A 20,867-nucleotide genomic window follows, 5' to 3' on the forward strand; every position below is an offset into this window, starting at 1 on the left:
CGCCTGCGGGCGCCCAGAGAGAAGAGGCACGACGATGAGTGCATTGGTTGGCGTGATCATGGGCTCCAAGTCCGATTGGTCCACCCTTAGCCACACCGCCGATATGCTGGAAAAACTCGGCATTCCGTACGAAGTGAAGGTGGTCTCTGCCCACCGCACCCCGGACCTGCTGTTCCAGTATGCCGATGAAGCAGAATCCCGAGGCATCGAGGTGATCATCGCTGGCGCCGGCGGCGCAGCGCACCTTCCCGGCATGTGTGCGGCCAAGACCCACCTGCCGGTGCTCGGCGTGCCGGTGCAATCGTCGATGCTCTCGGGCGTGGATTCGCTGTTGTCCATTGTGCAGATGCCGGCCGGCATCCCGGTGGCGACCCTGGCGATCGGCAAAGCCGGCGCGATCAACGCCGCGTTGCTGTCTGCCAGCATCCTGGGCGCCAAGCACCCGCAGTTCCACGCGGTGCTGAAAAAATTCCGTGCTGAACAGACAGACAGCGTGCTGGACAATCCAGACCCACGCATCGCCTGAGGTTGTAGACCATGAAGATCGGTGTAATCGGTGGCGGCCAGTTGGGCCGCATGCTCGCCCTGGCGGGCACCCCGCTGGGGATGAACTTCGCTTTCCTGGACCCGGCGCCGGACGCCTGCGCCGCGGCCTTGGGTGAGCATCTGCGCGCTGACTACAGCGACCCGGATCACCTGCGCCAACTGGCCGACGAAGTGGACCTGGTGACCTTCGAGTTCGAAAGCGTCCCGGCTGAAACCGTGGCCTTCCTGTCGCAATTCGTGCCCGTGTACCCGAGCGCCGAAGCCTTGCGCATCGCCCGCGACCGTTGGTTCGAGAAAAGCATGTTTAAGGACCTGGGCATCCCGACCCCGGACTTCGCCGATATCCAGTCCCAAGCGGACCTGGAAGCCGCCGTCGCCCGCATCGGCCTGCCGGCCGTGCTGAAAACCCGCACCCTGGGTTACGACGGCAAGGGCCAGAAAGTGCTGCGCACCGAAGCGGATGTGGTTGGCACCTTCGCTGAACTGGGCAGCGTTGCCTGCCTGCTGGAAGGCTTTGTGCCCTTCACCGGTGAGGTCTCGCTGATCGCTGTGCGCGCCCGCGATGGCGAAACCCGTTTTTACCCACTGGTGCATAACACCCACGACAGCGGCATCCTCAAGCTGTCGGTAGCCAGCACCGATCACCCATTGCAGGCCCTGGCCGAAGACTATTCCAGCCGTGTGCTCAAGCAACTGGATTACGTCGGCGTGATGGCGTTCGAGTTCTTTGAGGTCGACGGTGGCCTCAAGGCCAACGAGATCGCCCCACGCGTTCACAACTCCGGGCACTGGACCACCGAAGGCGCCGAGTGCAGCCAGTTCGAGAACCACCTGCGGGCGGTAGCGGGCTTGCCGCTGGGCTCCACGGCCAAGGTGGGCGAGAGCGCGATGCTCAATTTCATCGGCGTGGTCCCGCCGGTAGAGCGCGTGATTGCGATCGACGACTGCCACCTGCACCACTACGGCAAGGCCTTCAAGGCCGGGCGCAAGGTCGGCCACGCCAACCTGCGTTGCCAGGACCGCGCGACGCTGCAGGCGCAGATCCTCAAGGTCGAAGCGCTGATCGCCGAGCAATAAGCCTCGGCACGGCGGGAACCATTGGGGCCCGCCGTCTCTCTGAATGCAGGATGGTAAAGCCTGGCTAGGCTTTGCCATGACACACATTCATTCAGAGGGAAATGCCATGGGTATCATCGGAACCATTTTTATCGGCCTGATCGTCGGTCTGCTCGCGCGTTTCCTCAAGCCAGGCGACGACAGCATGGGCTGGATCATGACCATCCTGCTGGGTATCGCCGGCTCCCTGGCCGCGACTTACGGTGGCCAGGCGCTGGGTATCTATCAGGCAGGTCAAGGTGCTGGCTTCATCGGTGCGCTGGTCGGCGCAATCGTCTTGCTGGTGATCTACGGCCTGATCAAAAAGAAGTAATCAGCCGACAAAGTCCTCTGCGCTGCGCAGGCGCAGAGGGCTAGAATGCTCGGCACTTGTACTTGCCGAGCCTCTCCATGCGCCGTTTTCTATTGATTTTTCTCCTGCTGGGCACTGGCCTGGCACACGCCGGCGAACTGCCGGAAACCGACTGGCTCGACCTCATGCCGCTGTCGGACCAAAAGGCCCTTGAGGCCATGCCCGAGATCGATCACAACTCCCCCGAAGCCCAGGGCACCTTTACCGACAAAGGCGGCTTGAAGCAGAGCAAAGGCTTGCCGGCGGTGATGTATTCCACCAAGACCGTGGCCGCCATGAACGGCAAGAATATCCGCATCGGCGGTTACCCGGTTCCGCTGGAAACCGACGCCAAAGGCCGCAGCACGCTGTTCTTTCTGGTGCCGTACCCAGGCGCCTGCATTCACGTACCGCCACCGCCGCCCAACCAACTGGTGCTGGTGCGTTATCCCAAAGGGTTGAAGCTGGACGACATCTACACGCCGCTGTGGGTGACCGGCACGTTGAAGGTGGAGACGGTGAATAACGATTTGGCCGACGCGGCCTATGCGCTGGATGCGGGCAAGGTGCGAGTAGTCAAGGAATCCGATCTCTAAGCCTCAACACCAATCAATGTGGGAGGGGGTTTGCCCCTCCCACAATGGGTTCTTTATCTACAGGGCGATGCCGGTGATGCTTACGCCCAGGGTATGGCGTTCGTTCGGCGCCAGCGTTACCACATCGTCCCGCACGTTCGCCGTCTCGATGCACAGCATGTTTTGCCAGCCGTCATCGGCCATATCGTCGAAGGCTTTGGCCCGCTCGGTCCAGGGGTTCCAGATCACTGTCGATTTAGAGCCCTGGGCCGTGAGTTGGATGCGGCGCTGCCAGTCTTTGTCGACGATGCTCACCTGCGCGGGCGTGTCGAGGTAGATGCGGTCGGTCTCGGCATTGAAGCGCAGCGGGCCGGACTGGGTCTTACTGGTCCAGCCGTCGGCGGTGTCGATGTATGTCGTGCCGTCCAGGCCTTCAACCTGAACCTGACGCACATCGCTGACGGCGAAGTAGGTATGCAGCGCCTGGCTCAGAGTCACGGTGTCGGTGCCACGGTTGTGGCTGGTCAGGCGGATGTGCAGTTGCTCGTCCAGCAGCAGGCTCAGGGTGAGATCGACCTGATGGGGCCAGCCGGGGAAGCCGCCCGCAGGTACCGGTAGCACCAGGTCGATGCGCAAGGCGTCGCCTTCAAGCTCGGCTCCGGCCAACTCCCAGCGTGCGGTGCGCGCAAACCCGTGAGCGCCGGCCGGTTGGTCACTCTGGCGCATCGCTTTGACGCTGTCCGGGTTACGGTCGAAAACGCCAAACCATGGCCAACACACCGGCACGCCGGTACGAATGCCTTTGCCCTGCTTGAATACCGCTTCGGGGTTCGGCCAGATCAACGGCTGCTCACCATCGCGCTGGTAGCTGAAGATATGCGCACCCTGCCGGGCCACCTGCAGCTCGGCGCCGTTATGGCGGATGCGCCAGCAGTCCAGCTCGTCGATCGTCACGGTTTCAACGTGGGGCGTAGGCATACGAAGCACTCTCAATGGCAGGTAATGGGGCAATTGACCGTCAAAACCCGATGAGGTTTAACGCGCGCGCGACGGTACCGAACGCGTGCGGCCGCTGCCGTCGATGGCGACGAACACGAAGACCGCCTCGGTCACCTTGCGCCATTCGCTGGACAGAGGGTCGTCGCTCCACACTTCGACCATCATCTGTATCGAGCTGCGGCCGATTTCCAGGGCCTGGGTGTAAAAGGACAATTGCGCGCCCACCGCCACCGGCACCAGGAACGCCATACGATCGATGGCTACCGTGGCCACACGCCCGCCAGCGACCTTGCTGGCCATGGCGGTGCCGGCCAGGTCCATCTGTGCGACTAGCCAGCCGCCGAAGATGTCGCCAAAGCCGTTGGTTTCACGCGGGAGCGCAGTGATTTGCAGGGCGAGATCGCCTTGCGGGATAGGATCTTCTTGTTCGAGTTCGATCATGCCGAGGGTGCCTCTGACCCGTGACGCTTCATGGGTGTTTCAAGTGGATAGCCGTCTTCTGGAAAAACGTTTCAGCACCATACCCCGCCTGATGCGTTTCTCGTAAGGCGTACTAAAGGGAAACTCTGCCAAAGCGGCTGGGTGGCGCCAACGTCGTTTTGGCACAGCAGCCCTCAAGACTGCGGGTCTGGCGCGTGCAAGGGCCGAGTATATCGACACCCATGCGCCGCGACGACCTCCCGGCGCTCATTTGGTCGGCATTTAGCGGCTGTAATGCGGCTTTTTCCGTCAACTGTGCTTCTGGTGTGCTTTTCCAGGCGATTTGCTATCTTGCCGAACCCGTCCTGGCGCAGCCAGCACCTGGGTTCTGCCGTTCTGACTAATAAGAGAAGCCTTGCCATGTCCTCCGTGCCCGCAAGCAGTGCGCAACCCTCGCGCCCGCTGACCCGCAACGACTACAAAACCCTGTCGCTGTCCGCCTTGGGCGGGGCGCTGGAGTTCTACGACTTCATCATTTTTGTGTTTTTCGCCACCGTGGTCGGAAAACTCTTCTTCCCGGTCGACATGCCCGAATGGTTGCGCATGATGCAAACCTTCGGCATCTTCGCCGCCGGCTACCTGGCGCGTCCGCTGGGGGGCATCATCATGGCGCACTTCGGCGACCTGCTGGGGCGCAAGAAGATGTTCACCTTGAGCATCTTCATGATGGCCGTGCCGACCTTGATCATGGGCTTACTGCCGACCTACGCGCAGATCGGTTTGTGGGCGCCGCTGTTGTTGCTGCTGATGCGCATCATCCAAGGCGCGGCAATCGGCGGGGAGGTGCCGGGAGCATGGGTATTTGTGTCCGAGCACGTGCCGCCACGGCATATCGGCTATGCCTGCGGCACCCTGACCAGCGGCCTGACCGCCGGTATTCTGCTGGGGTCGCTGGTGGCCACTGCCATCAACACTCTGTATAGCCCGGAACAGGTGTCGGATTACGCCTGGCGTATCCCGTTCCTGCTCGGCGGTGTGTTCGGCCTGTTGTCGGTGTACCTGCGTCGCTGGTTGCATGAAACGCCGATTTTTGCCGAGATGCAGCAACGCAAGACCCTGGCCGCCGAGTTGCCGTTGCGCGCGGTGCTGCGCGATCACCGTGGCGCCATCGTGCTGTCGATGCTGCTGACCTGGCTGCTGTCGGCCGGCGTGGTGGTGGTCATCCTGATGACGCCGACCGTGCTGCAGACCATATATCACTTCAGCCCCACCGTGGCGCTGCAAGCCAACAGCCTGGCCATCGTGACCCTGAGCCTGGGCTGCATCGCCTCCGGCGCCCTGGCCGACCGCTTCGGCGCCGGGCGCGTGCTGACCGCCGGTTGCGTGTTGCTGCTGGCGAACTCCTGGACGCTCTACCACAGCCTTCTCGACCACCCCGACTGGCTGTTCCCGCTGTACGCCCTGACCGGCCTGTTCGTCGGCACCATCGGCGTGGTGCCTTACGTGATGGTCAAAGCGTTCCCACCGGTGGTGCGCTTCAGCGGCCTGTCGTTCTCCTACAACGTGGCCTACGCAGTGTTCGGCGGGCTGACGCCGTTGGTGGTGTCGCTGCTGATGAAGGAAAGCCCGATGGGCCCGGCGTACTACGTGGCCGTGCTGTGTGTGATGGGGATCTTGGTGGGTGGGTATCTGTGGAAGCGTGGGCGCTGATCCCTGCTGATATGCACCGATAACCTGTGGCGAGGGAGCACGCTCGCCACAGGGTTTGATTGTTACAACGATTACAGGGTATTTCAAAACCGTCCGCTTGCTTAACCCCTCGCCTTACATTCCCCGTATTCAGGGGGCCTGCACGCCGCGCTCGATCTCCTCGTTTCATACTGGCCTTTCATCTAATTGTCACATTCCAGACATAGAGTGTTCACACGGCCTACCGATACTTGGCCCCGATCCAACTATCCCTATCTGCTAGGAGCAAGGCATGAAACTGAAACGTTTGATGGCGGCAATGACGTTTGTCGCTGCTGGCGTTGCGACCGCCAACGCGGTGGCCGCTGGTGTTGACCCGGCAATTCCGGCGTATGTGAAGACCACTGGTGTGTCGGGCAACTTGTCCAGCGTCGGTTCTGACACCCTGGCCAACCTGATGACCCTGTGGGCTGAGGGTTACAAAAAGGAATACCCGAACGTCAACATCCAGATTCAAGCTGCCGGTTCCGCCACTGCGCCACCTGCGCTGACTGAAGGCACCTCCAACCTGGGCCCGATGAGCCGCAAGATGAAGGACACCGAACTGGCGGCCTTCGAGCAGAAGTACGGCTACAAGCCAACCGCTATCCCGGTGGCCGTGGATGCCCTGGCCGTGTTCGTGCACAAGGACAACCCGATCCAGCACCTGACCATGGAACAAGTCGACGCGATCTTCTCCTCGACTCGCCTGTGCGGTGCTAAAGCCGACGTGAAAACCTGGGGCGACCTGGGTGTGACCGGCGACCTGGCCAACAAGCCGGTGCAGCTGTTCGGTCGTAACTCGGTATCCGGTACCTACGGCTACTTCAAAGAAGAAGCCCTGTGCAAAGGCGACTACAAGCCTAACGTGAACGAGCAACCAGGCTCGGCGTCGGTTGTCCAGTCGATCAGTTCCTCGCTGAACGGCATCGGTTACTCGGGCATCGGCTACAAGACCGCCAGCGTGAAAACCGTACCGTTGGCCAAAAAAGGCAGCACTGAGTTCATCGAAGACAGCGAAGAAAACGCCCTGAACGGCAAATACCCGCTGTCGCGCTTCCTCTACGTGTACGTCAACAAGGCCCCGAACAAGCCTCTGGCTCCGCTGGAAGCTGAGTTCGTGAAGCTGGTGCTGTCCAAGCAGGGCCAGGAAGTGGTGGTCAAAGACGGTTACATCCCACTGCCAGCCAAAGTTGCCGCCAAGGCACTGGCTGATCTGGGTCTGAAAGAAGGCGGCAAGTAAGCCACCGGTCAAATCGCCTTGAACCCGCCGCTTGGCTGGGTTCAAGGCCCGGGCAGGTCCGAAGGAGCTGGACCTCGCCTCCTAATTTCTAGTCCGCTGCCAGCACTGCTACGCGGCGGATTTCCTGCGTCACTGCATTGTCATCTTTCTGTCATACAGGATCGCTAGGGTGTGCGCATGAATGATCTGGCCAATTCCACCATGACGACGACTTCTCCTCCCAAGCGCATTGATTTCAATACGCCTGAGCTGCAACGCAAGCGCCGCATCCGCGCGCTCAAAGATCGCTTCACTCGCTGGTATGTGCTGGTCGGCGGCCTTGCCGTGCTGGCCGCCATTACCCTGATCTTCTTCTTCCTGGCCTACGTGGTAGCGCCGTTGTTCCAAGGTGCTTCGCTGACCAAGGAAGACGCGCTCACGCCCGCGTGGATGCAAGACGCTGGCAAGCCGTTGCTGATCTCTCTGGAAGAACAGAATCAAGTCGCCATGCGGGTTTCCGACAAAGGCCAGGCGTTGTTCTTTGAAGTGGACACCGGTGCCGAACTCAAGCGCATCGACCTGCCGCTGCCGGCCGGTGTGAGCGTGGCGTCCATCGGTAAGGATCAACCGGGCAGCCCGTTGGTGATCCTCGGTTTGTCCAATGGCCAGGCCATGGTGTTCCGCCACACCTATAAGGTGTCCTACCCGGACGGTAAGAAAACCATCACCCCCGCGATCGAATACCCCTACGGTGAAACTCCGATCGTGCTGGACGAGGCCGGTCGCCCACTGGAGCATGTCGCGCTCAACGCCACCGACTCCTCGTTGGTGGCCGCTGGTTCGTCCGGTTCGTACTTGAACGTGCTGACCCTGAGCCGCGAAGAAAACATGATGACCGGTGAAGTCACCAGCGAGCAGAAGCGTATCGAGCTGCCGCAAATGACCGAGCCGGTGAAGGCGATCTTTATCGACCCACGCCAGCAGTGGTTGTACGTGATCAACGGCCGCGCCCTGGCCGACGTGTTCAGCCTGCGCGACAAGAGCCTCAACGGTCGATACAAATTGTTGGAAGATGGCAACGCCGAAATCACCGCCAGCACGCAGTTGGTGGGCGGCATTTCGCTGATCTTCGGTAACTCCAAGGGCGGCCTGGCCCAGTGGTTCATGGCCCGCGACCCGGACGGCGAGCAGCGCTTCAAGCAGATCCGTACCTTCCAGATGGGCAGCGCGCCGATTGTGGAAATCACCGCCGAAGAACGTCGTAAGGGCTTCACCGCCCTGGATGCTTCCGGCAAGTTCGGTGTGTTCCACAGCACCGCGCACCGCACCCTGCTGGTGGACCCGGTAGTCGACGGCCAAGGCCTGTTCGGTATGTCGCCACGGGCCAACCGCGTGATCGTGGAAGCCGGCGGCAAGCTGCAACCGCTGCTGCTGGATAACCCGCACCCGGAAGTCTCCTGGAGCGCGTTGTGGAGCAAGGTCTGGTACGAGAACTACGACGAGCCTAAGTACGTCTGGCAATCGACCGCCGCCAACACCGATTTCGAACCCAAGATGAGCTTGGCGCCGCTGACTTTCGGCACGCTCAAGGCTGCGTTCTACGCCATGCTGCTGGCCGCGCCGCTGGCCGTTGCGGCGGCGATCTACACCGCCTACTTCATGGCGCCGAGCCTGCGTCGCAAGGTCAAGCCGGTGATCGAGCTGATGGAAGCAATGCCGACGGTGATCCTGGGCTTCTTCGCCGGTCTGTTCCTGGCGCCGTATGTCGAAGGGCATCTACCGGGGATTTTCAGCCTGCTGATGTTGTTGCCGATTGGCATCCTGGTGGCTGGTTTTATCTTCAGTCGCCTGCCTGAATCCCTGCGTCTGCGTGTACCCGATGGTTGGGAAAGCGCGATCCTGATCCCGGTGATCCTGTTCGTGGGCTGGCTGTCGCTGTACATGAGCCCGTACCTGGAAACCTGGTTCTTCGGCGGCGACATGCGCATGTGGATCTCCCACGACCTGGGCATCACCTACGACCAGCGCAACGCTCTGGTGGTGGGCTTGGCCATGGGTTTTGCGGTGATTCCGAACATCTACTCCATCGCCGAAGACGCCGTGTTCAGCGTGCCGCGCGGGCTGACCCTGGGCTCCCTGGCCCTGGGCGCCACGCCGTGGCAGACCATGACTCGCGTGGTGATCCTCACCGCTAGCCCGGGCATCTTCTCGGCGCTGATGATCGGCATGGGCCGCGCCGTCGGCGAGACCATGATCGTGCTGATGGCCACCGGCAACACCCCGGTGATGGAGATGAACCTGTTCGAAGGCCTGCGCACCCTGGCGGCCAACGTCGCGGTGGAAATGCCCGAGTCGGAAGTGGGCGGCAGTCACTACCGTGTGCTGTTCCTCTCGGCGCTGGTACTGCTGCTGTTCACCTTCATCATGAACACCCTCGCGGAGCTGATTCGTCAGCGTCTGCGCAAGAAATACTCGTCGCTTTAAGAAAGGTAGAAGTCTGTGAAACAGAACTCCCTGAATGGATGGTTCAAGAGCGGCGCCCCTGGCGTCTGGATCAGCGGTGGCGCGGTGTCCATCGCGGTCATCATGACCATTGGCCTGTTGGCCGTGATCGCGGTGCGGGGCCTGGGCCACTTCTGGCCGGCCGACCTGATCCAGGCCAACTACAGCGTGCCTGGCCAGGCCAACCACATCGTCATAGGCGAAGTGGTGCAGAAAGAAGAAGTGCCGCGCGAGCGCCTTAAAAGCGCCGGTCTGCCGGTGCCCGACGAAGGCCCGGAGTTCATGACCCGCGAGCTGATCAAGGTCGGTAACCGCGACCTGAACGGCAACGACTTCACCTGGATCGTCGGCGAGTGGTTGAAGGACCAGACCAAGCCTAAAGAGCTGATGGCGATTGAGCGTCGTGAGTGGGGCAACTTCTACGGCACCCTGGTCAACGTCAAGCAGGACGGCAAGGTCATCGCAGAAGGCGAGGCCGCGTGGCCGGAGCTGCAGGCCCGGGTCGACCGCGTCAACAAGCTGGCCGCTCAGCTCAAGAGCCTGGAAAAAACCGACATCGGCGCAATCAACGCCGGCCTGGAACGTATCCGCCTGCACGGCCGTAAACTGGAACTGGAAGGCAAGCTCGACGCCGCCGCCCAGGCCGACATGGACGCCGACCGCGCCGAGCTGAATGCGCGCTACCAAGACATCGAAGCACGCCTGGCCGACCTGCACGCCCAGTTCAACCGCGATGCGCTGACGGCCCGTGACGCCAACGGCAAGGAAGTGGAAATCGGCATCGGCAAAGTGGTGCACGCTTACCAGCCGAACGCCATGGGCACCATGACCAAGATCGGCTTCTACTTCAGCAAGGTCTGGGAATTCCTCAGCGATGACCCACGGGAAGCCAACACCGAAGGCGGGATCTTCCCGGCTATCTTCGGCACCGTGATGATGACGCTGATCATGGCGATGATCGTGACCCCGTTCGGTGTGCTGGCAGCGGTGTATCTGCGCGAGTACGCCAAGCAGAACACCCTGACCCGCATTATCCGGATCGCCGTGAACAACCTGGCCGGTGTACCGGCCATCGTCTACGGCGTGTTCGGCCTGGGCTTCTTCGTGTATGTATTGGGGGGTTCGGTTGACCGGCTGTTCTTCGCCGAAGCCCTGCCGGCGCCGACCTTCGGCACCCCGGGCCTGTTGTGGGCCTCGCTGACCCTGGCGCTGCTGGCGGTGCCGGTGGTGATCGTAGCCACCGAGGAAGGCCTGGCGCGGATCCCGCGGACAGTGCGCGAAGGGTCCCTGGCCCTGGGCGCGACGAAGGCGGAAACGCTGTGGAAAATCGTACTGCCGATGGCCAGCCCGGCCATGATGACCGGCATGATCCTCGCCGTGGCCCGTGCCGCCGGTGAAGTGGCACCGCTGATGCTGGTCGGTGTGGTGAAACTGGCGCCGTCGCTGCCGCTGGACGGCAACTACCCGTACTTGCACCTGGATCAAAAGATCATGCACCTGGGCTTCCATATTTATGACGTCGGCTTCCAGAGCCCCAACGTCGAAGCCGCGCGACCGCTGGTGTACGCCACCGCGCTGCTGCTGGTGCTGGTGATCGCCACGCTCAACCTGTCGGCGGTGTGGATTCGTAACCACCTGCGCGAGAAGTACAAGGCGTTGGACAGCTGAATCTATTAGCCACAAGCGGCAAGCTACAAGCCGCTTTTGCTCAAATCTTGCAGCTTGCAGCTAAAAGCTTGCAGCTTCGAACGGAGTGAGACCATGCAACATGAAACCCATTCCCACGGCATCAACATGTCTGCCTTGGGTCGCGACAAGCAGAGCCTGAGCCTGGCTCAAGAAACCGTGGCCATCGAAGTGCCGGGCCTGAGCCTGTACTACGGTGAAAAGCAGGCGCTGTTCGACGTCAGCATGAACATTCCCAAGCAGCGCGTGACCGCCTTCATCGGCCCGTCGGGCTGCGGCAAGTCCACGCTGCTGCGCACCTTCAACCGCATGAACGACCTGGTGGACGGCTGCCGCGTGGAAGGTGCCATTAACCTCTATGGCAGCAACATCTACCGCAAGGGCGAGGACGTGGCCGAGCTGCGTCGCCGGGTGGGCATGGTATTCCAGAAGCCCAACCCGTTCCCCAAGACCATCTACGAAAACGTGGTCTACGGCCTGCGCATCCAGGGCATCAACAAGAAGCGCATCCTCGACGAAGCGGTCGAGTGGGCACTCAAGGGCGCGGCGCTGTGGGATGAGGTCAAGGACCGCCTGCACGATTCGGCGCTCGGTTTGTCCGGCGGCCAGCAACAACGTCTGGTGATCGCGCGGACCATCGCCGTGGAGCCGGAAGTGTTGTTGCTCGACGAACCCTGCTCGGCTCTGGACCCGATCTCGACGCTGAAAGTGGAAGAACTGATCTACGAGCTTAAATCCAAGTTCACCATCGTCATCGTGACCCACAACATGCAGCAGGCGGCGCGGGTTTCCGATTACACCGCGTTCATGTACATGGGCAAGCTGGTGGAGTTCGGCGACACCGATACCCTGTTCACCAATCCGGCAAAGAAACAGACCGAAGACTACATCACCGGTCGCTATGGCTAGTTGGGGAAGCTGCAAGCCGCCAGTTTCAAGCGGCAAGTAAAAGCAGTTCAACGGAACGACACACATCAGCTTGCGGCTTGTAGCTTGCGGCTTACAGCTTTTGCGGAGCAAACGCATGATTAGCAAAGAAGGCCTTACCCATCACATCTCCGCGCAGTTCAACGCCGAGCTTGAGGAAGTGCGCAGCCACCTCCTGGCGATGGGCGGGCTGGTGGAGAAGCAAGTCAACGACGCCGTCACCGCCCTGATCGAGGCCGACTCGGGCCTGGCCCAGCAAGTGCGTGAAATCGACGACCAGATCAACCAGATGGAGCGCAACATCGACGAAGAATGCCTGCGCATTCTGGCCCGTCGACAGCCGGCGGCATCCGACCTGCGATTGATCATCAGCATTTCCAAATCCGTGATCGATCTTGAGCGGATCGGCGACGAAGCCACCAAGATCGCGCGCCGTGCCATCCAACTCTGCGAAGAAGGCGAAGCGCCGCGCGGTTACGTGGAAGTTCGCCACATTGGCGACCAGGTGCGCAACATGGTGCGTGATGCCCTCGACGCCTTTGCCCGTTTCGACGCCGAGCTGGCGCTGTCCGTGGCCCAGTACGACAAAGTCATCGACCGCGAGTACAAAACCGCGCTGCGTGAGCTGGCCACCTACATGATGGAAGACCCGCGCTCTATCTCGAGGGTCTTGAGCATTATCTGGGTGCTGCGTTCGCTGGAGCGCATCGGCGACCACGCGCGCAACATCTCGGAGCTGGTGATTTACCTGGTGCGCGGTACCGACGTGCGGCACATGGGGCTCAAACGCATGAAAGCCGAAGTTGAAGGCTCAACCGATCAAATACCTAATGTTCCGGGCGAAACTGACGATAAGTAAGGTTGCCCGAGAAATTAACGCCCGGCCTTTGGTCGGGCGTTTTTGTTTGTGGCAGCTGAATTATTTGCGCGGCGGGTGAAAGAAAGTCCCGACGTGACTACAGAGTTTTGGCAAAATGCCATCAGTTAGGCGTTCTGCGTGCCGCGGTTTTTATAGGATAAAGGGTCGATGAGTAAAGTCAGTGTATTGGTGGTGGATGACGCCTCGTTTATTCGCGACCTGGTGAAGAAGTGCCTGCGCAACTACTTCCCTGGGATCAAGATTGAAGATGCGGTGAACGGCAAAAAGGCCCAGGCCATTCTGATGCGCGAGACCTTCGACCTGGTGCTGTGCGACTGGGAAATGCCGGAAATGTCCGGCTTGGAGCTGCTGACCTGGTGCCGCGAACAGACCCATCTCAAAGCCATGCCGTTCGTGATGGTGACCAGCCGTGGCGATAAGGAAAACGTGGTCCAGGCGATCCAGGCCGGTGTGTCCGGGTACGTCAGCAAACCGTTCACCAACGAGCAGTTGCTGAACAAGGTCAAGCAGGCCCTGCACAAAGTCGGTCGCCTCGATGCGTTGGTCGCCAGTGCGCCAACCAAGATGAATTCGGCTTTCGGTAACGACTCCCTCAGCGCCCTGACCGGCGGCAAGCCCGAAGCCATCAAGGCTGCCCCCGCGGCCGCTGCGACGCCCAATCGCGGCCTGCTCAATACGCAGCCGGTAAAAGCCCCGGCTGCATCTGCATCTGCCCAAGCGGGCCGTGGCCAGGGCCAGCTGCGGCTGTCCAGCGGCACCCAGCAATGCGTCATCAAGGCGCTGAGCATCAAGGAAGCGCTGTTGGTGGTGCGCCGTGGTGAAGTCCTGCCGCAAGTGCTGGAAAGCGCGGTGCTGGACCTGGAGCAAGGCGACAACGCGGAAGTGGCGCGCCTTAACGGCTACCTGCACGCCGTCGTCGCCTTTGAGCCGAGGCCGGACAGCGACTGGCTGCAACTGACTTTCCGCTTCATCGATCAGGACGCGCAGAAGATGGACTACATCTCGCGCCTGATCGCACGGGGCACGGCGCAGAAGCACTTTGTGCCGGGTGCGTAACCCGTAGGACCAGCGCAATACCTGTCGTAAGCGGGCTACAAGATTGTCATGAACCCTTGTTAGCCTGCCGTTCAGTCATCCCGACAGGTGCACGCCATGTTCATTCGCCTGCTGTTGTGCGGCGCGCTGGTAACGGCCGCGCCGTCGACCCTGGCCATGACGCTGTATAAGTCCATCGATGCCAATGGCGTGGTGATTTACAGCGACTGGCATACCCCCGGCGCCCAGGCGTTCGTGATTCAGCAGCGCAGCGTTGAGCGCGTACACAGGCCGCTACCGCAGGAGCCCATACCTCGTGACACCCCGCATGCTTATCGCTACCCGTTGCCGTGGCGTGGCGGGCCGTTCCGTTTGACCCAGGGACCTAACGGCAGCTTCAGCCATACCGATCCCAAGAGCCGCTACGCCATGGACATCGCCATGCCCGAGGGCACGCCGATCATTGCCGCGCGGGGCGGTGTGGTGGTGAAGACCGAAAATCAGCAGGCGGGGCGGGGCGGTGATGCGTCGGGCAATTTCGTGCGCGTCCAGCACGACGACGGCACCCAGGGTGTCTATCTGCATCTACGGCAGGGTTCGGTCAGTGTGAAGGTGGGTCAGCGTGTGGTGGTTGGCAGCCCGCTGGGGTTGTCCGGCAATACCGGCAACAGCAGCGGGCCTCATCTGCATTTTGTGGTTCAACGCGCCACCGAAGCGGGGCTGGTGTCGATCCCGTATGAGTTCAACCAGCCGGTGGGCGCGTTGCCCAACTTTGCGTTGGGCAACTGACGGTCAATCCAGCAGCAGCACCTTGGCCAGTACGATCTTCGGACCTTTCATCTTCTTGATGATGATCCGCAGCCCTTCGACCTCCAGCACTTCCTCTTCCTCCGGCACGCGCTTGAGCGTGTCGTAGATCAGCCCGGCCAGGGTCTCGGCTTCGATGTGGTCCAGGTCCACGCCCAGCAGGCGTTCCACCTTGAACAGCGGGGTATCGCCGCGTACCAGCAGCTTGCCCGGCTGATACGCGAGGATGCCGCGTTCGGCCTTGCGGTGTTCGTCCTGGATATCGCCGACCAGCACTTCCAGCACGTCTTCCATGGTCAGGTAGCCAATGACCTTGCCGTCGGCTTCTTCCACCAGCGCAAAGTGTGCGCCGCCTTTGCGGAACTGCTCCAGCAACTGAGACAGCGGCATGTGCCGGGATACGCGCTCCAGCGGGCGGGTCAGCTCGGCCAGGTTGAACGATTCGGGGATATGGTCCAGCGCCGCCAGCTCCAGCAGCAGATCCTTGATATGCAGCAGGCCGACGAACTCATTGCGCTCGGCGTCATACACCGGGTAGCGGCTGAATTTGTGGCGGCGGAACTGCGCGAGGATTTCCTTGAGCGGCGCGTTGAAGTCCAGAGTCACCAGGTCTTCGCGGGAATTGGCCCAGTCCACCACTTCCAACTCGCCCATTTCCACGGCCGAGGCCAGCACTCGCATGCCTTGGTCGCTCGGGTCCTGGCCACGGCTGGAATGCAGGATCAGCTTGAGTTCTTCGCGGCTGTAATGGTGTTCGTGGTGCGGGCCAGGCTCGCCTTGGCCGGCGATACGCAGGATCGCGTTGGCGCTGGCGTTGAGCAGATAGATAGCCGGGTACATGGCCCAGTAAAACAGATACAGCGGCACGGCCGTCCACAGCGACAGCAACTCGGGCTTGCGAATGGCCCAAGACTTGGGCGCCAGCTCGCCGACCACGATGTGCAGGTAGGAAATCACGAAAAATGCCGCAAAGAACGACACGCCCTTGATCACTTCCGGCGACTCAACGCCCACCGCGCCCAGCAACGGCTCCAGGATGTGCGCAAACGCCGGCTCACCGACCCAGCCCAGGCCCAGGGAGGCGAGGGTGATACCCAGCTGGCAGGCCGACAGGTACGCGTCGAGCTGGCTGTGTACGGTGCGCAGGATCTGCCCGCGCCAGCCGTTCGTGTGGGCGATGGCCTCGACCCGGGTGGCTCGCAGTTTGACCATGGCGAACTCGGCCGCAACGAAGAAACCGTTGAGCAGTACCAGGATCAGTGCAAAGAGGATCATGCCGAAATCGGCGAAGAGTGTCGCGAGGGTGATACCAGGGGAAGGGTCCATGATGGAGTTGTGCAGGTTCCGTGTGTTCAGTAAGGGGTGTCAGGCGGGCCTGAAAGGCAGGCGCAAGTCGGCCAATGTAGCGGCTGACGGGGCGCTTGCCTAGTGCTCGGTGCCGGGCGGGGCGTGGAATCTACTTCCCAAGGCACTGAAGATCCATTGTGTGAGGGGGCTTGCCCCCGATGGCGGTGGATCAGTTATGGATAAGTTGACTGTCTTCCCGCCCTCGGGGCATAGGTATCTACACAAATCTAAAAGGCTCACAGATAACTCTGTGGAGAGCGGGCTTGCCCCGCGCTGGGCTGCGAAGCGGCCCCAAACCCAGGCGCCTCGCTTTGCCAGATAAAACCACATCGCCTGGAATGGGGCTGCTTCGCAGCCCAGCGCAGGGCAAGCCTGCTCACCACAACAACCTTATTTTCTCGCGTTATGTTTACGCCGAAGATGTGTAGATACCTGTGGTCATCGGGGCAAGCCCCCTCCCACATTAGTCTTATGGCGTTTTTGGGTTATTCATCTAGGCCGATGGCCCGCGAACGGGTCATCTGAGCGGGTGGAAAGTGGCAGGTGAACGTACTGCCATGCCCCAGCACGCTGCTGATCTCCAGGCGCGCGCGGTGGCGCAGCAGAACGTGTTTGACGATCGCCAGGCCGAGCCCGGTGCCGCCGGTATTGGAGTTGCGGCTGGAGTCGACACGGTAGAAACGTTCGGTCAGGCGCGGCAGGTGCTTAGCGTCGATGCCGATGCCGGAGTCCTGCACGCTCAGGTGTGCGCCTTGCTCATCGGCCCACCAACGGATGCGAATGGTGCCCTGGTCCTGGGTGTATTTCACCGCGTTGAACACCAGGTTGGAGAACGCGCTGCGCAACTCGCCCTCGCTGCCCTTGAGCAGCACCGCCGGGTCGGCCTCCAGGCTGATCTGCTGCCCGCGCTCGCCCGACAGGGCCAGAGCGTCATTCTTGATGGTTTTCAACAGGCTCGGGACCGCCACGGGCTGGTTGTCCGAGGGGTAATCGGTGGCTTCCAACTTGGCCAGCAGCAGCAGGTCGTTGAGCAGGGTCTGCATGCGTGAGCCCTGCTGCTGCATCTGTTGCAAGGCGCGGCCCCAGCGCGGATTGATCTCGTCGACGTTGTCCAACAGCGTCTCCAGGTATCCGCAGATCACCGTCAATGGTGTGCGCAACTCGTGGGAGACGTTGGCGACGAAGTCCTTGCGCATCTGTTCCAGCTGATGGATGCGCGTGACATCGCGTACCAGCATCAGGTGTTCGTTGTTGCCATAGCGCGTCAGGTATAGCTGGATGCGCACCCGGTCGTTGGTGGGCGAGGGGATTTCCAGCGCTTCGTCGTAATTGTCCTGCTCGAAATATTCCTTGAAGCGCGGGTGGCGCACCAGGTTGGTCACCGGCTGGCCGCTGTCCTGGGGCGTCTTGAGGCCCAGCAGGGTCTCGGCGGCGCGGTTCCACCATTCCAGGTTGCCATCGCTGTCGAGCATGATTACCGCGTCTTTCAACGCGGCGGTGGACTCCTGCACGCGGTCGATCACCGCTTGCAGACGCCCGCGCACCCGCTGGTCGCGGCGTTGCAGGTGGTAGATGCTGTCGAACACCTCGCCCCACAGGCCATAGCCGTCGGGTGGCGCTTCGTCGGGTTTGTGCTGGCGCAGCCATTCATGCAGGCGAAGGAGTTGTTTGAGGGTCCAGCCCAAGTACAAGCCGATGCCGATGGCCAGGCTCCAGCCGTAATAGCCACTGATCAGGCCCACCAACAGGCAGCCGGTGACCAACAGGAGCATGTGGCGGATCAAGGTGCCATGCCAATTCGAATTCACTTGAAAATACGTCCTTGGGGGGCAGCTTCAAGTTTCAAGCTGCAAGCTTCAAGTTAGAGCGATGCGGCATCTCTTGCCGCTTGTAGCTGACCGCTTGCGGTTCAACCCTTGGTTGAAAACCGATAGCCGGTACCGCGCACGGTTTGTACCAGATTCTCGTAAGCATCGCCCAAGGCTTTGCGCAGGCGGCGGATATGCACGTCCACGGTGCGCTCCTCCACGTATACGTTGCCGCCCCACACTTGGTCCAACAGTTGGCCGCGGGTGTAGGCGCGCTCTTGGTGAGTCATGAAAAATTGCAGCAGACGGTATTCGGTAGGGCCCATCTCGGCCGGTTTGCCATCGATGGTCACGCGGTGGCTGATCGGGTCCAGCAGCAGGCCACCGACTTCAATAGGCGCTTCGCCGTCGGTAGGGCCGGCACGGCGCAACACAGCCTTGAGTCGGGCGACCAGTTCCCGTGGGGAAAAGGGTTTGGTGATGTAGTCATCGGCACCGACTTCCAGGCCCTGGATCTTGTTGTCCTCTTCGCCCTTGGCGGTAAGCATGATGATCGGGATATCCCCGGTCAGCTCATCGCGCTTGAGGCGGCGGGCCAGCTCGATGCCGGAGGTGCCGGGTAGCATCCAGTCGAGCAGGATCAGGTCCGGCTTGCGGTCGACGATAATGGCATGGGCCTGCTGGGAGTTCTCGGCCTCCAGGCAGTCATAGCCGGCCATTTCCAACGCAACGGCGATCATTTCGCGAATGGGCGCTTCGTCGTCAACAATCAGAATGCTCCTGCCAACCATGCTCAAAAATCCTCTTGTCATTTAACTGTCTTGCGCCGCATTAGATAACGGAATTATTGCAGTCGTGTGACAGTAATTTAGTCGCTTGGGCAATTCACGGCACTCTGGACTACCCTTTGAGTCCGAATCCTGACAACCACAAAAGGAAGGTTCCGATGACTCACAGCACTGTTTCCTGGAAAGCCCTGTTGGTAGCGGCGGCGTTGACCCTGCCCGGCCTAGCATTCGCGGCGGAGCCGGCGATGACCCAAGGTGGGATGTTGGTGGATCACAAAGGCATGACTCTCTATACCTTCGACAAGGACGCCGACGGCAATTCAGTGTGCAATGACACGTGCGCGACCAATTGGCCACCGCTGAAGGCTGAGTCCACCGACACGGCGACGGGCGATTGGAAGGTCATCACCCGCGACGACCAGACCAGCCAGTGGGCCTACAAAGGCAAGCCGGTGTACACCTACAAGGATGACAAAAAGGCCGGTGACAAGACCGGCGATGGCAAGGGTGGCGCGTGGCATGTGATCAAGCCCTGATCGTTGGGTGCTGCTCAAGCCATCGGGGGCAAGCCCCCTCCCACATTTGACTGTATTCACACATCAAAAGGTGGGAGGGGGCTTGCCCCCGATGAGTCCCGGCCAGACACTGCAAAAACTCAGCGAAACCCGTAATCCGCCACAATCCCGACAAAAATCGCCAACCCCGCCCAGTGGTTGTGCAAAAACGCCTTGAAGCATTTGAGGCGATCGCGATCGCGGGTGTACCAGAACTCCCAGGCAAAACATCCCGCAGCCGCCAGCAGCCCCAAGTGGAACCAGCCGCCCAATTCGAAGCGCGCGCCGGCCAGCAGCAGGCACGCCAGTGAAAGACCTTGCAAGGTCAGGATGATCACGCGGTCGGCATCGCCAAACAGAATCGCGGTGGATTTAACGCCGATTTTCAGATCGTCATCGCGGTCAGTCATGGCGTAATAAGTGTCATAGGCCACCGTCCACAGCAGGTTGGCGATATACAGCAGCCAAGCCGTGGCGGGCAGATGGCCGGTTTCGGCGGTGAATGCCATCGGCATGCCCCAGGAAAACGCGGCCCCCAGCACCACCTGCGGGTAATAGGTGTAACGCTTCATAAAGGGGTAGCTGACCGCAAGCGCCAGGCCGCCAAGGGACAGCCAGATGGTTGTGGCATTGGTCAGCAATACCAGCAGGAAACTGATCAGCATCAGGACCGCAAAGAACACCAGCGCTTCTTTGGAACTGATTTTGCCGCTGGCCAACGGGCGTTGCGCGGTGCGTTTCACGTGCCCGTCAACCTTGCGGTCGGCCCAGTCATTGATCACGCAGCCGGCAGCGCGCGTCAGCGTCACGCCCAGCACGAAAATCACGATATTGGCCAAGGACGGCGAGCCCTCGCCGGCAATCCACAGCGCCCATAGCGTCGGCCACAGCAGCAGGTAAATGCCGATGGGCTTGTCCATGCGGGTTAATTGAATGAAGTCCCAGGCCCTGGGATTCAGGCGGTTGAAGGATTGGAGCAGGCGTTGATACATCAGCGGTTCTCCGAAGGATCATGCAGCGCATGCCAGAAGCTCGGCAGGAAGATTTCCGCCACCAGCACGCTCAATGTGCCGCGGTCGAAACGTGAGCGGCGGGCCCACAACCCATCGGCCTGATCCGCCGCGGGCAGCCAGTGCAGGGGGTAGCGGCACACTTCAATGGCCTGGCGGGTGAACGCGCGGTCGCAGAACAGCAACTCACCCAGCGAACGGCTGCCCAATTCGTCCATCTGCAGCCCATCGCCCTGCAAGGCGCTGCGCGCCGCCACGCTGCGGGCAAACACCCAGGGTTGGCCGTGCCCGCGCAAATACACCTCGCGTACCCAGCCGATACTGGCCGGCGCCAGCTGCAGCGCAACACACTCATCCTCGCGTAGCGGCTGCCAGCCTTCGAACAGCGGCGTGACGCTGAAGCCCTCGTTGGACAGCTCGGTCAGTCGCCGCGTCAGTGAGCCTTCGTCGAACAACCAGTCGAGGGTCAACGGCGCGGGCGCAGGGTTCAGAAGGCTCTGGGGCAGCCATTGGCAAGCAGCGGGGCGGGCGAGTGAGTGCGGCACGGCGAGTCGGTATGGGCAGTAAAAGAGGCGGCGAGCTTACC

At 61.3% G+C, this 20,867-nt stretch carries 20 protein-coding genes; 13 read left to right on the forward strand and 7 right to left on the reverse strand.

What is annotated here, in order from left to right; translation table 11 throughout:
• Positions 1 to 34 precede the first annotated feature (34 nt).
• From purE to K1567_RS16495, 4 genes are all read left to right on the forward strand, one after another.
• Positions 35 to 526: a 5-(carboxyamino)imidazole ribonucleotide mutase gene (gene purE / locus K1567_RS16480; RefSeq protein WP_003195648.1), complete on the forward strand. Its 492-nt coding sequence runs from the start codon at positions 35 to 37 to the stop codon at positions 524 to 526.
• Positions 527 to 537: 11 nt separating this feature from the next.
• Positions 538 to 1,623, forward strand: coding sequence for a 5-(carboxyamino)imidazole ribonucleotide synthase (locus K1567_RS16485; RefSeq protein ID WP_034101529.1), 1,086 nt, complete (start codon positions 538 to 540; stop codon positions 1,621 to 1,623).
• A gap of 106 nt (positions 1,624 to 1,729) precedes the next feature.
• Entirely contained in the window at positions 1,730 to 1,975 is a 246-nt protein-coding gene (locus K1567_RS16490; protein WP_005792540.1) for a GlsB/YeaQ/YmgE family stress response membrane protein, read from the forward strand.
• A gap of 77 nt (positions 1,976 to 2,052) precedes the next feature.
• Positions 2,053 to 2,589, forward strand: a complete 537-nt coding sequence (locus tag K1567_RS16495) for a DUF3299 domain-containing protein (RefSeq protein WP_034101528.1) — start codon at positions 2,053 to 2,055, stop codon at positions 2,587 to 2,589.
• 57 nt (positions 2,590 to 2,646) lie between these two features.
• On the opposite strand, the gene K1567_RS16500 is transcribed toward K1567_RS16495, so the two are convergent.
• Together K1567_RS16500 and K1567_RS16505 are read right to left on the reverse strand one after the other, a co-directional pair.
• On the reverse strand, positions 2,647 to 3,546 hold the full coding sequence (locus K1567_RS16500) for a D-hexose-6-phosphate mutarotase (protein ID WP_220698656.1): 900 nt from the start codon (positions 3,544 to 3,546) through the stop codon (positions 2,647 to 2,649).
• 57 nt (positions 3,547 to 3,603) lie between these two features.
• Positions 3,604 to 4,008 (reverse strand): acyl-CoA thioesterase, encoded by a 405-nt coding sequence (locus tag K1567_RS16505; RefSeq protein WP_003176975.1) that lies wholly within the window; start codon positions 4,006 to 4,008, stop codon positions 3,604 to 3,606.
• Between the two features lie 399 nt (positions 4,009 to 4,407).
• Between K1567_RS16505 and K1567_RS16510 the strand changes: the two genes are divergently transcribed.
• The 8 genes from K1567_RS16510 (at position 4,408) to K1567_RS16545 (ending at position 14,756) form a co-directional block, all read left to right on the forward strand.
• Complete coding sequence (locus tag K1567_RS16510) at positions 4,408 to 5,697, forward strand: MFS transporter (RefSeq protein WP_220698657.1); 1,290 nt, start codon at positions 4,408 to 4,410, stop codon at positions 5,695 to 5,697.
• 271 nt (positions 5,698 to 5,968) lie between these two features.
• A complete protein-coding gene (locus tag K1567_RS16515; RefSeq protein WP_034101525.1) occupies positions 5,969 to 6,958 on the forward strand; it encodes a phosphate ABC transporter substrate-binding protein PstS in 990 nt (329 codons plus the stop codon).
• Between the two features lie 429 nt (positions 6,959 to 7,387).
• Positions 7,388 to 9,421: an ABC transporter permease subunit gene (locus tag K1567_RS16520; protein ID WP_169867694.1), complete on the forward strand. Its 2,034-nt coding sequence runs from the start codon at positions 7,388 to 7,390 to the stop codon at positions 9,419 to 9,421.
• Between the two features lie 15 nt (positions 9,422 to 9,436).
• A complete protein-coding gene (pstA, locus tag K1567_RS16525) occupies positions 9,437 to 11,107 on the forward strand; it encodes a phosphate ABC transporter permease PstA (protein ID WP_034101523.1) in 1,671 nt (556 codons plus the stop codon).
• A 93-nt stretch (positions 11,108 to 11,200) separates the two neighbouring features.
• Positions 11,201 to 12,034 (forward strand): phosphate ABC transporter ATP-binding protein PstB, encoded by an 834-nt coding sequence (gene pstB, locus K1567_RS16530; RefSeq protein ID WP_016971675.1) that lies wholly within the window; start codon positions 11,201 to 11,203, stop codon positions 12,032 to 12,034.
• 115 nt (positions 12,035 to 12,149) lie between these two features.
• Positions 12,150 to 12,911, forward strand: a complete 762-nt coding sequence (gene phoU, locus K1567_RS16535; RefSeq protein WP_034115469.1) for a phosphate signaling complex protein PhoU — start codon at positions 12,150 to 12,152, stop codon at positions 12,909 to 12,911.
• A 168-nt stretch (positions 12,912 to 13,079) separates the two neighbouring features.
• Positions 13,080 to 13,988 carry a response regulator gene (locus K1567_RS16540; RefSeq protein WP_047882276.1) on the forward strand — a complete coding sequence of 303 codons (909 nt, stop codon included), beginning with the start codon at positions 13,080 to 13,082 and terminating at the stop codon, positions 13,986 to 13,988.
• A gap of 96 nt (positions 13,989 to 14,084) precedes the next feature.
• Positions 14,085 to 14,756: a peptidoglycan DD-metalloendopeptidase family protein gene (locus K1567_RS16545; protein ID WP_099312933.1), complete on the forward strand. Its 672-nt coding sequence runs from the start codon at positions 14,085 to 14,087 to the stop codon at positions 14,754 to 14,756.
• Positions 14,757 to 14,759: 3 nt separating this feature from the next.
• Here K1567_RS16545 and K1567_RS16550 read toward each other — a convergent pair whose 3' ends face one another.
• From K1567_RS16550 to phoB, 3 genes are all read right to left on the reverse strand, one after another.
• Positions 14,760 to 16,100 carry a hemolysin family protein gene (locus K1567_RS16550; RefSeq protein WP_034101519.1) on the reverse strand — a complete coding sequence of 447 codons (1,341 nt, stop codon included), beginning with the start codon at positions 16,098 to 16,100 and terminating at the stop codon, positions 14,760 to 14,762.
• A 506-nt stretch (positions 16,101 to 16,606) separates the two neighbouring features.
• Positions 16,607 to 17,893 carry a phosphate regulon sensor histidine kinase PhoR gene (gene phoR, locus K1567_RS16555; RefSeq protein WP_187696792.1) on the reverse strand — a complete coding sequence of 429 codons (1,287 nt, stop codon included), beginning with the start codon at positions 17,891 to 17,893 and terminating at the stop codon, positions 16,607 to 16,609.
• Positions 17,894 to 18,030: 137 nt separating this feature from the next.
• Positions 18,031 to 18,720 (reverse strand): phosphate regulon transcriptional regulator PhoB, encoded by a 690-nt coding sequence (gene phoB, locus K1567_RS16560; RefSeq protein WP_003176964.1) that lies wholly within the window; start codon positions 18,718 to 18,720, stop codon positions 18,031 to 18,033.
• Between the two features lie 155 nt (positions 18,721 to 18,875).
• Between phoB and K1567_RS16565 the strand changes: the two genes are divergently transcribed.
• On the forward strand, positions 18,876 to 19,253 hold the full coding sequence (locus K1567_RS16565; RefSeq protein ID WP_040266711.1) for a hypothetical protein: 378 nt from the start codon (positions 18,876 to 18,878) through the stop codon (positions 19,251 to 19,253).
• A 119-nt stretch (positions 19,254 to 19,372) separates the two neighbouring features.
• On the opposite strand, the gene ubiA is transcribed toward K1567_RS16565, so the two are convergent.
• Both ubiA and K1567_RS16575 read right to left on the reverse strand, forming a co-directional pair.
• On the reverse strand, positions 19,373 to 20,263 hold the full coding sequence (gene ubiA / locus K1567_RS16570) for a 4-hydroxybenzoate octaprenyltransferase (RefSeq protein WP_034139842.1): 891 nt from the start codon (positions 20,261 to 20,263) through the stop codon (positions 19,373 to 19,375).
• Entirely contained in the window at positions 20,263 to 20,826 is a 564-nt protein-coding gene (locus K1567_RS16575) for a chorismate lyase (protein WP_169867640.1), read from the reverse strand. The genes ubiA and K1567_RS16575 overlap by 1 nt, the downstream gene beginning before the upstream one ends.
• Positions 20,827 to 20,867 lie beyond the last annotated feature (41 nt).

Origin of the sequence: Pseudomonas sp. S5F11, assembly GCF_019641515.1 — a bacterium.
GTDB lineage: Bacteria > Pseudomonadota > Gammaproteobacteria > Pseudomonadales > Pseudomonadaceae > Aquipseudomonas > Aquipseudomonas rhodesiae.

What these genes read in the sequence shown, in the direction of transcription:
- purE (WP_003195648.1), top strand. Translation starts at nt 35, where the DNA reads ATGAGTGCATTGGTTGGCGTGATCATGGGCTCCAAGTCCGATTGGTCC.
- K1567_RS16485 (WP_034101529.1), top strand. Translation starts at nt 538, where the DNA reads ATGAAGATCGGTGTAATCGGTGGCGGCCAGTTGGGCCGCATGCTCGCC.
- K1567_RS16490 (WP_005792540.1), top strand. Translation starts at nt 1,730, where the DNA reads ATGGGTATCATCGGAACCATTTTTATCGGCCTGATCGTCGGTCTGCTC.
- K1567_RS16495 (WP_034101528.1), top strand. Translation starts at nt 2,053, where the DNA reads ATGCGCCGTTTTCTATTGATTTTTCTCCTGCTGGGCACTGGCCTGGCA.
- K1567_RS16500 (WP_220698656.1), bottom strand. Translation starts at nt 3,546, where the DNA reads ATGCCTACGCCCCACGTTGAAACCGTGACGATCGACGAGCTGGACTGC.
- K1567_RS16505 (WP_003176975.1), bottom strand. Translation starts at nt 4,008, where the DNA reads ATGATCGAACTCGAACAAGAAGATCCTATCCCGCAAGGCGATCTCGCC.
- K1567_RS16510 (WP_220698657.1), top strand. Translation starts at nt 4,408, where the DNA reads ATGTCCTCCGTGCCCGCAAGCAGTGCGCAACCCTCGCGCCCGCTGACC.
- K1567_RS16515 (WP_034101525.1), top strand. Translation starts at nt 5,969, where the DNA reads ATGAAACTGAAACGTTTGATGGCGGCAATGACGTTTGTCGCTGCTGGC.
- K1567_RS16520 (WP_169867694.1), top strand. Translation starts at nt 7,388, where the DNA reads ATGCAAGACGCTGGCAAGCCGTTGCTGATCTCTCTGGAAGAACAGAAT.
- pstB (WP_016971675.1), top strand. Translation starts at nt 11,201, where the DNA reads ATGCAACATGAAACCCATTCCCACGGCATCAACATGTCTGCCTTGGGT.
- phoU (WP_034115469.1), top strand. Translation starts at nt 12,150, where the DNA reads ATGATTAGCAAAGAAGGCCTTACCCATCACATCTCCGCGCAGTTCAAC.
- K1567_RS16540 (WP_047882276.1), top strand. Translation starts at nt 13,080, where the DNA reads ATGAGTAAAGTCAGTGTATTGGTGGTGGATGACGCCTCGTTTATTCGC.
- K1567_RS16545 (WP_099312933.1), top strand. Translation starts at nt 14,085, where the DNA reads ATGTTCATTCGCCTGCTGTTGTGCGGCGCGCTGGTAACGGCCGCGCCG.
- K1567_RS16550 (WP_034101519.1), bottom strand. Translation starts at nt 16,100, where the DNA reads ATGGACCCTTCCCCTGGTATCACCCTCGCGACACTCTTCGCCGATTTC.
- phoR (WP_187696792.1), bottom strand. Translation starts at nt 17,893, where the DNA reads ATGCTCCTGTTGGTCACCGGCTGCCTGTTGGTGGGCCTGATCAGTGGC.
- phoB (WP_003176964.1), bottom strand. Translation starts at nt 18,720, where the DNA reads ATGGTTGGCAGGAGCATTCTGATTGTTGACGACGAAGCGCCCATTCGC.
- K1567_RS16565 (WP_040266711.1), top strand. Translation starts at nt 18,876, where the DNA reads ATGACTCACAGCACTGTTTCCTGGAAAGCCCTGTTGGTAGCGGCGGCG.
- ubiA (WP_034139842.1), bottom strand. Translation starts at nt 20,263, where the DNA reads ATGTATCAACGCCTGCTCCAATCCTTCAACCGCCTGAATCCCAGGGCC.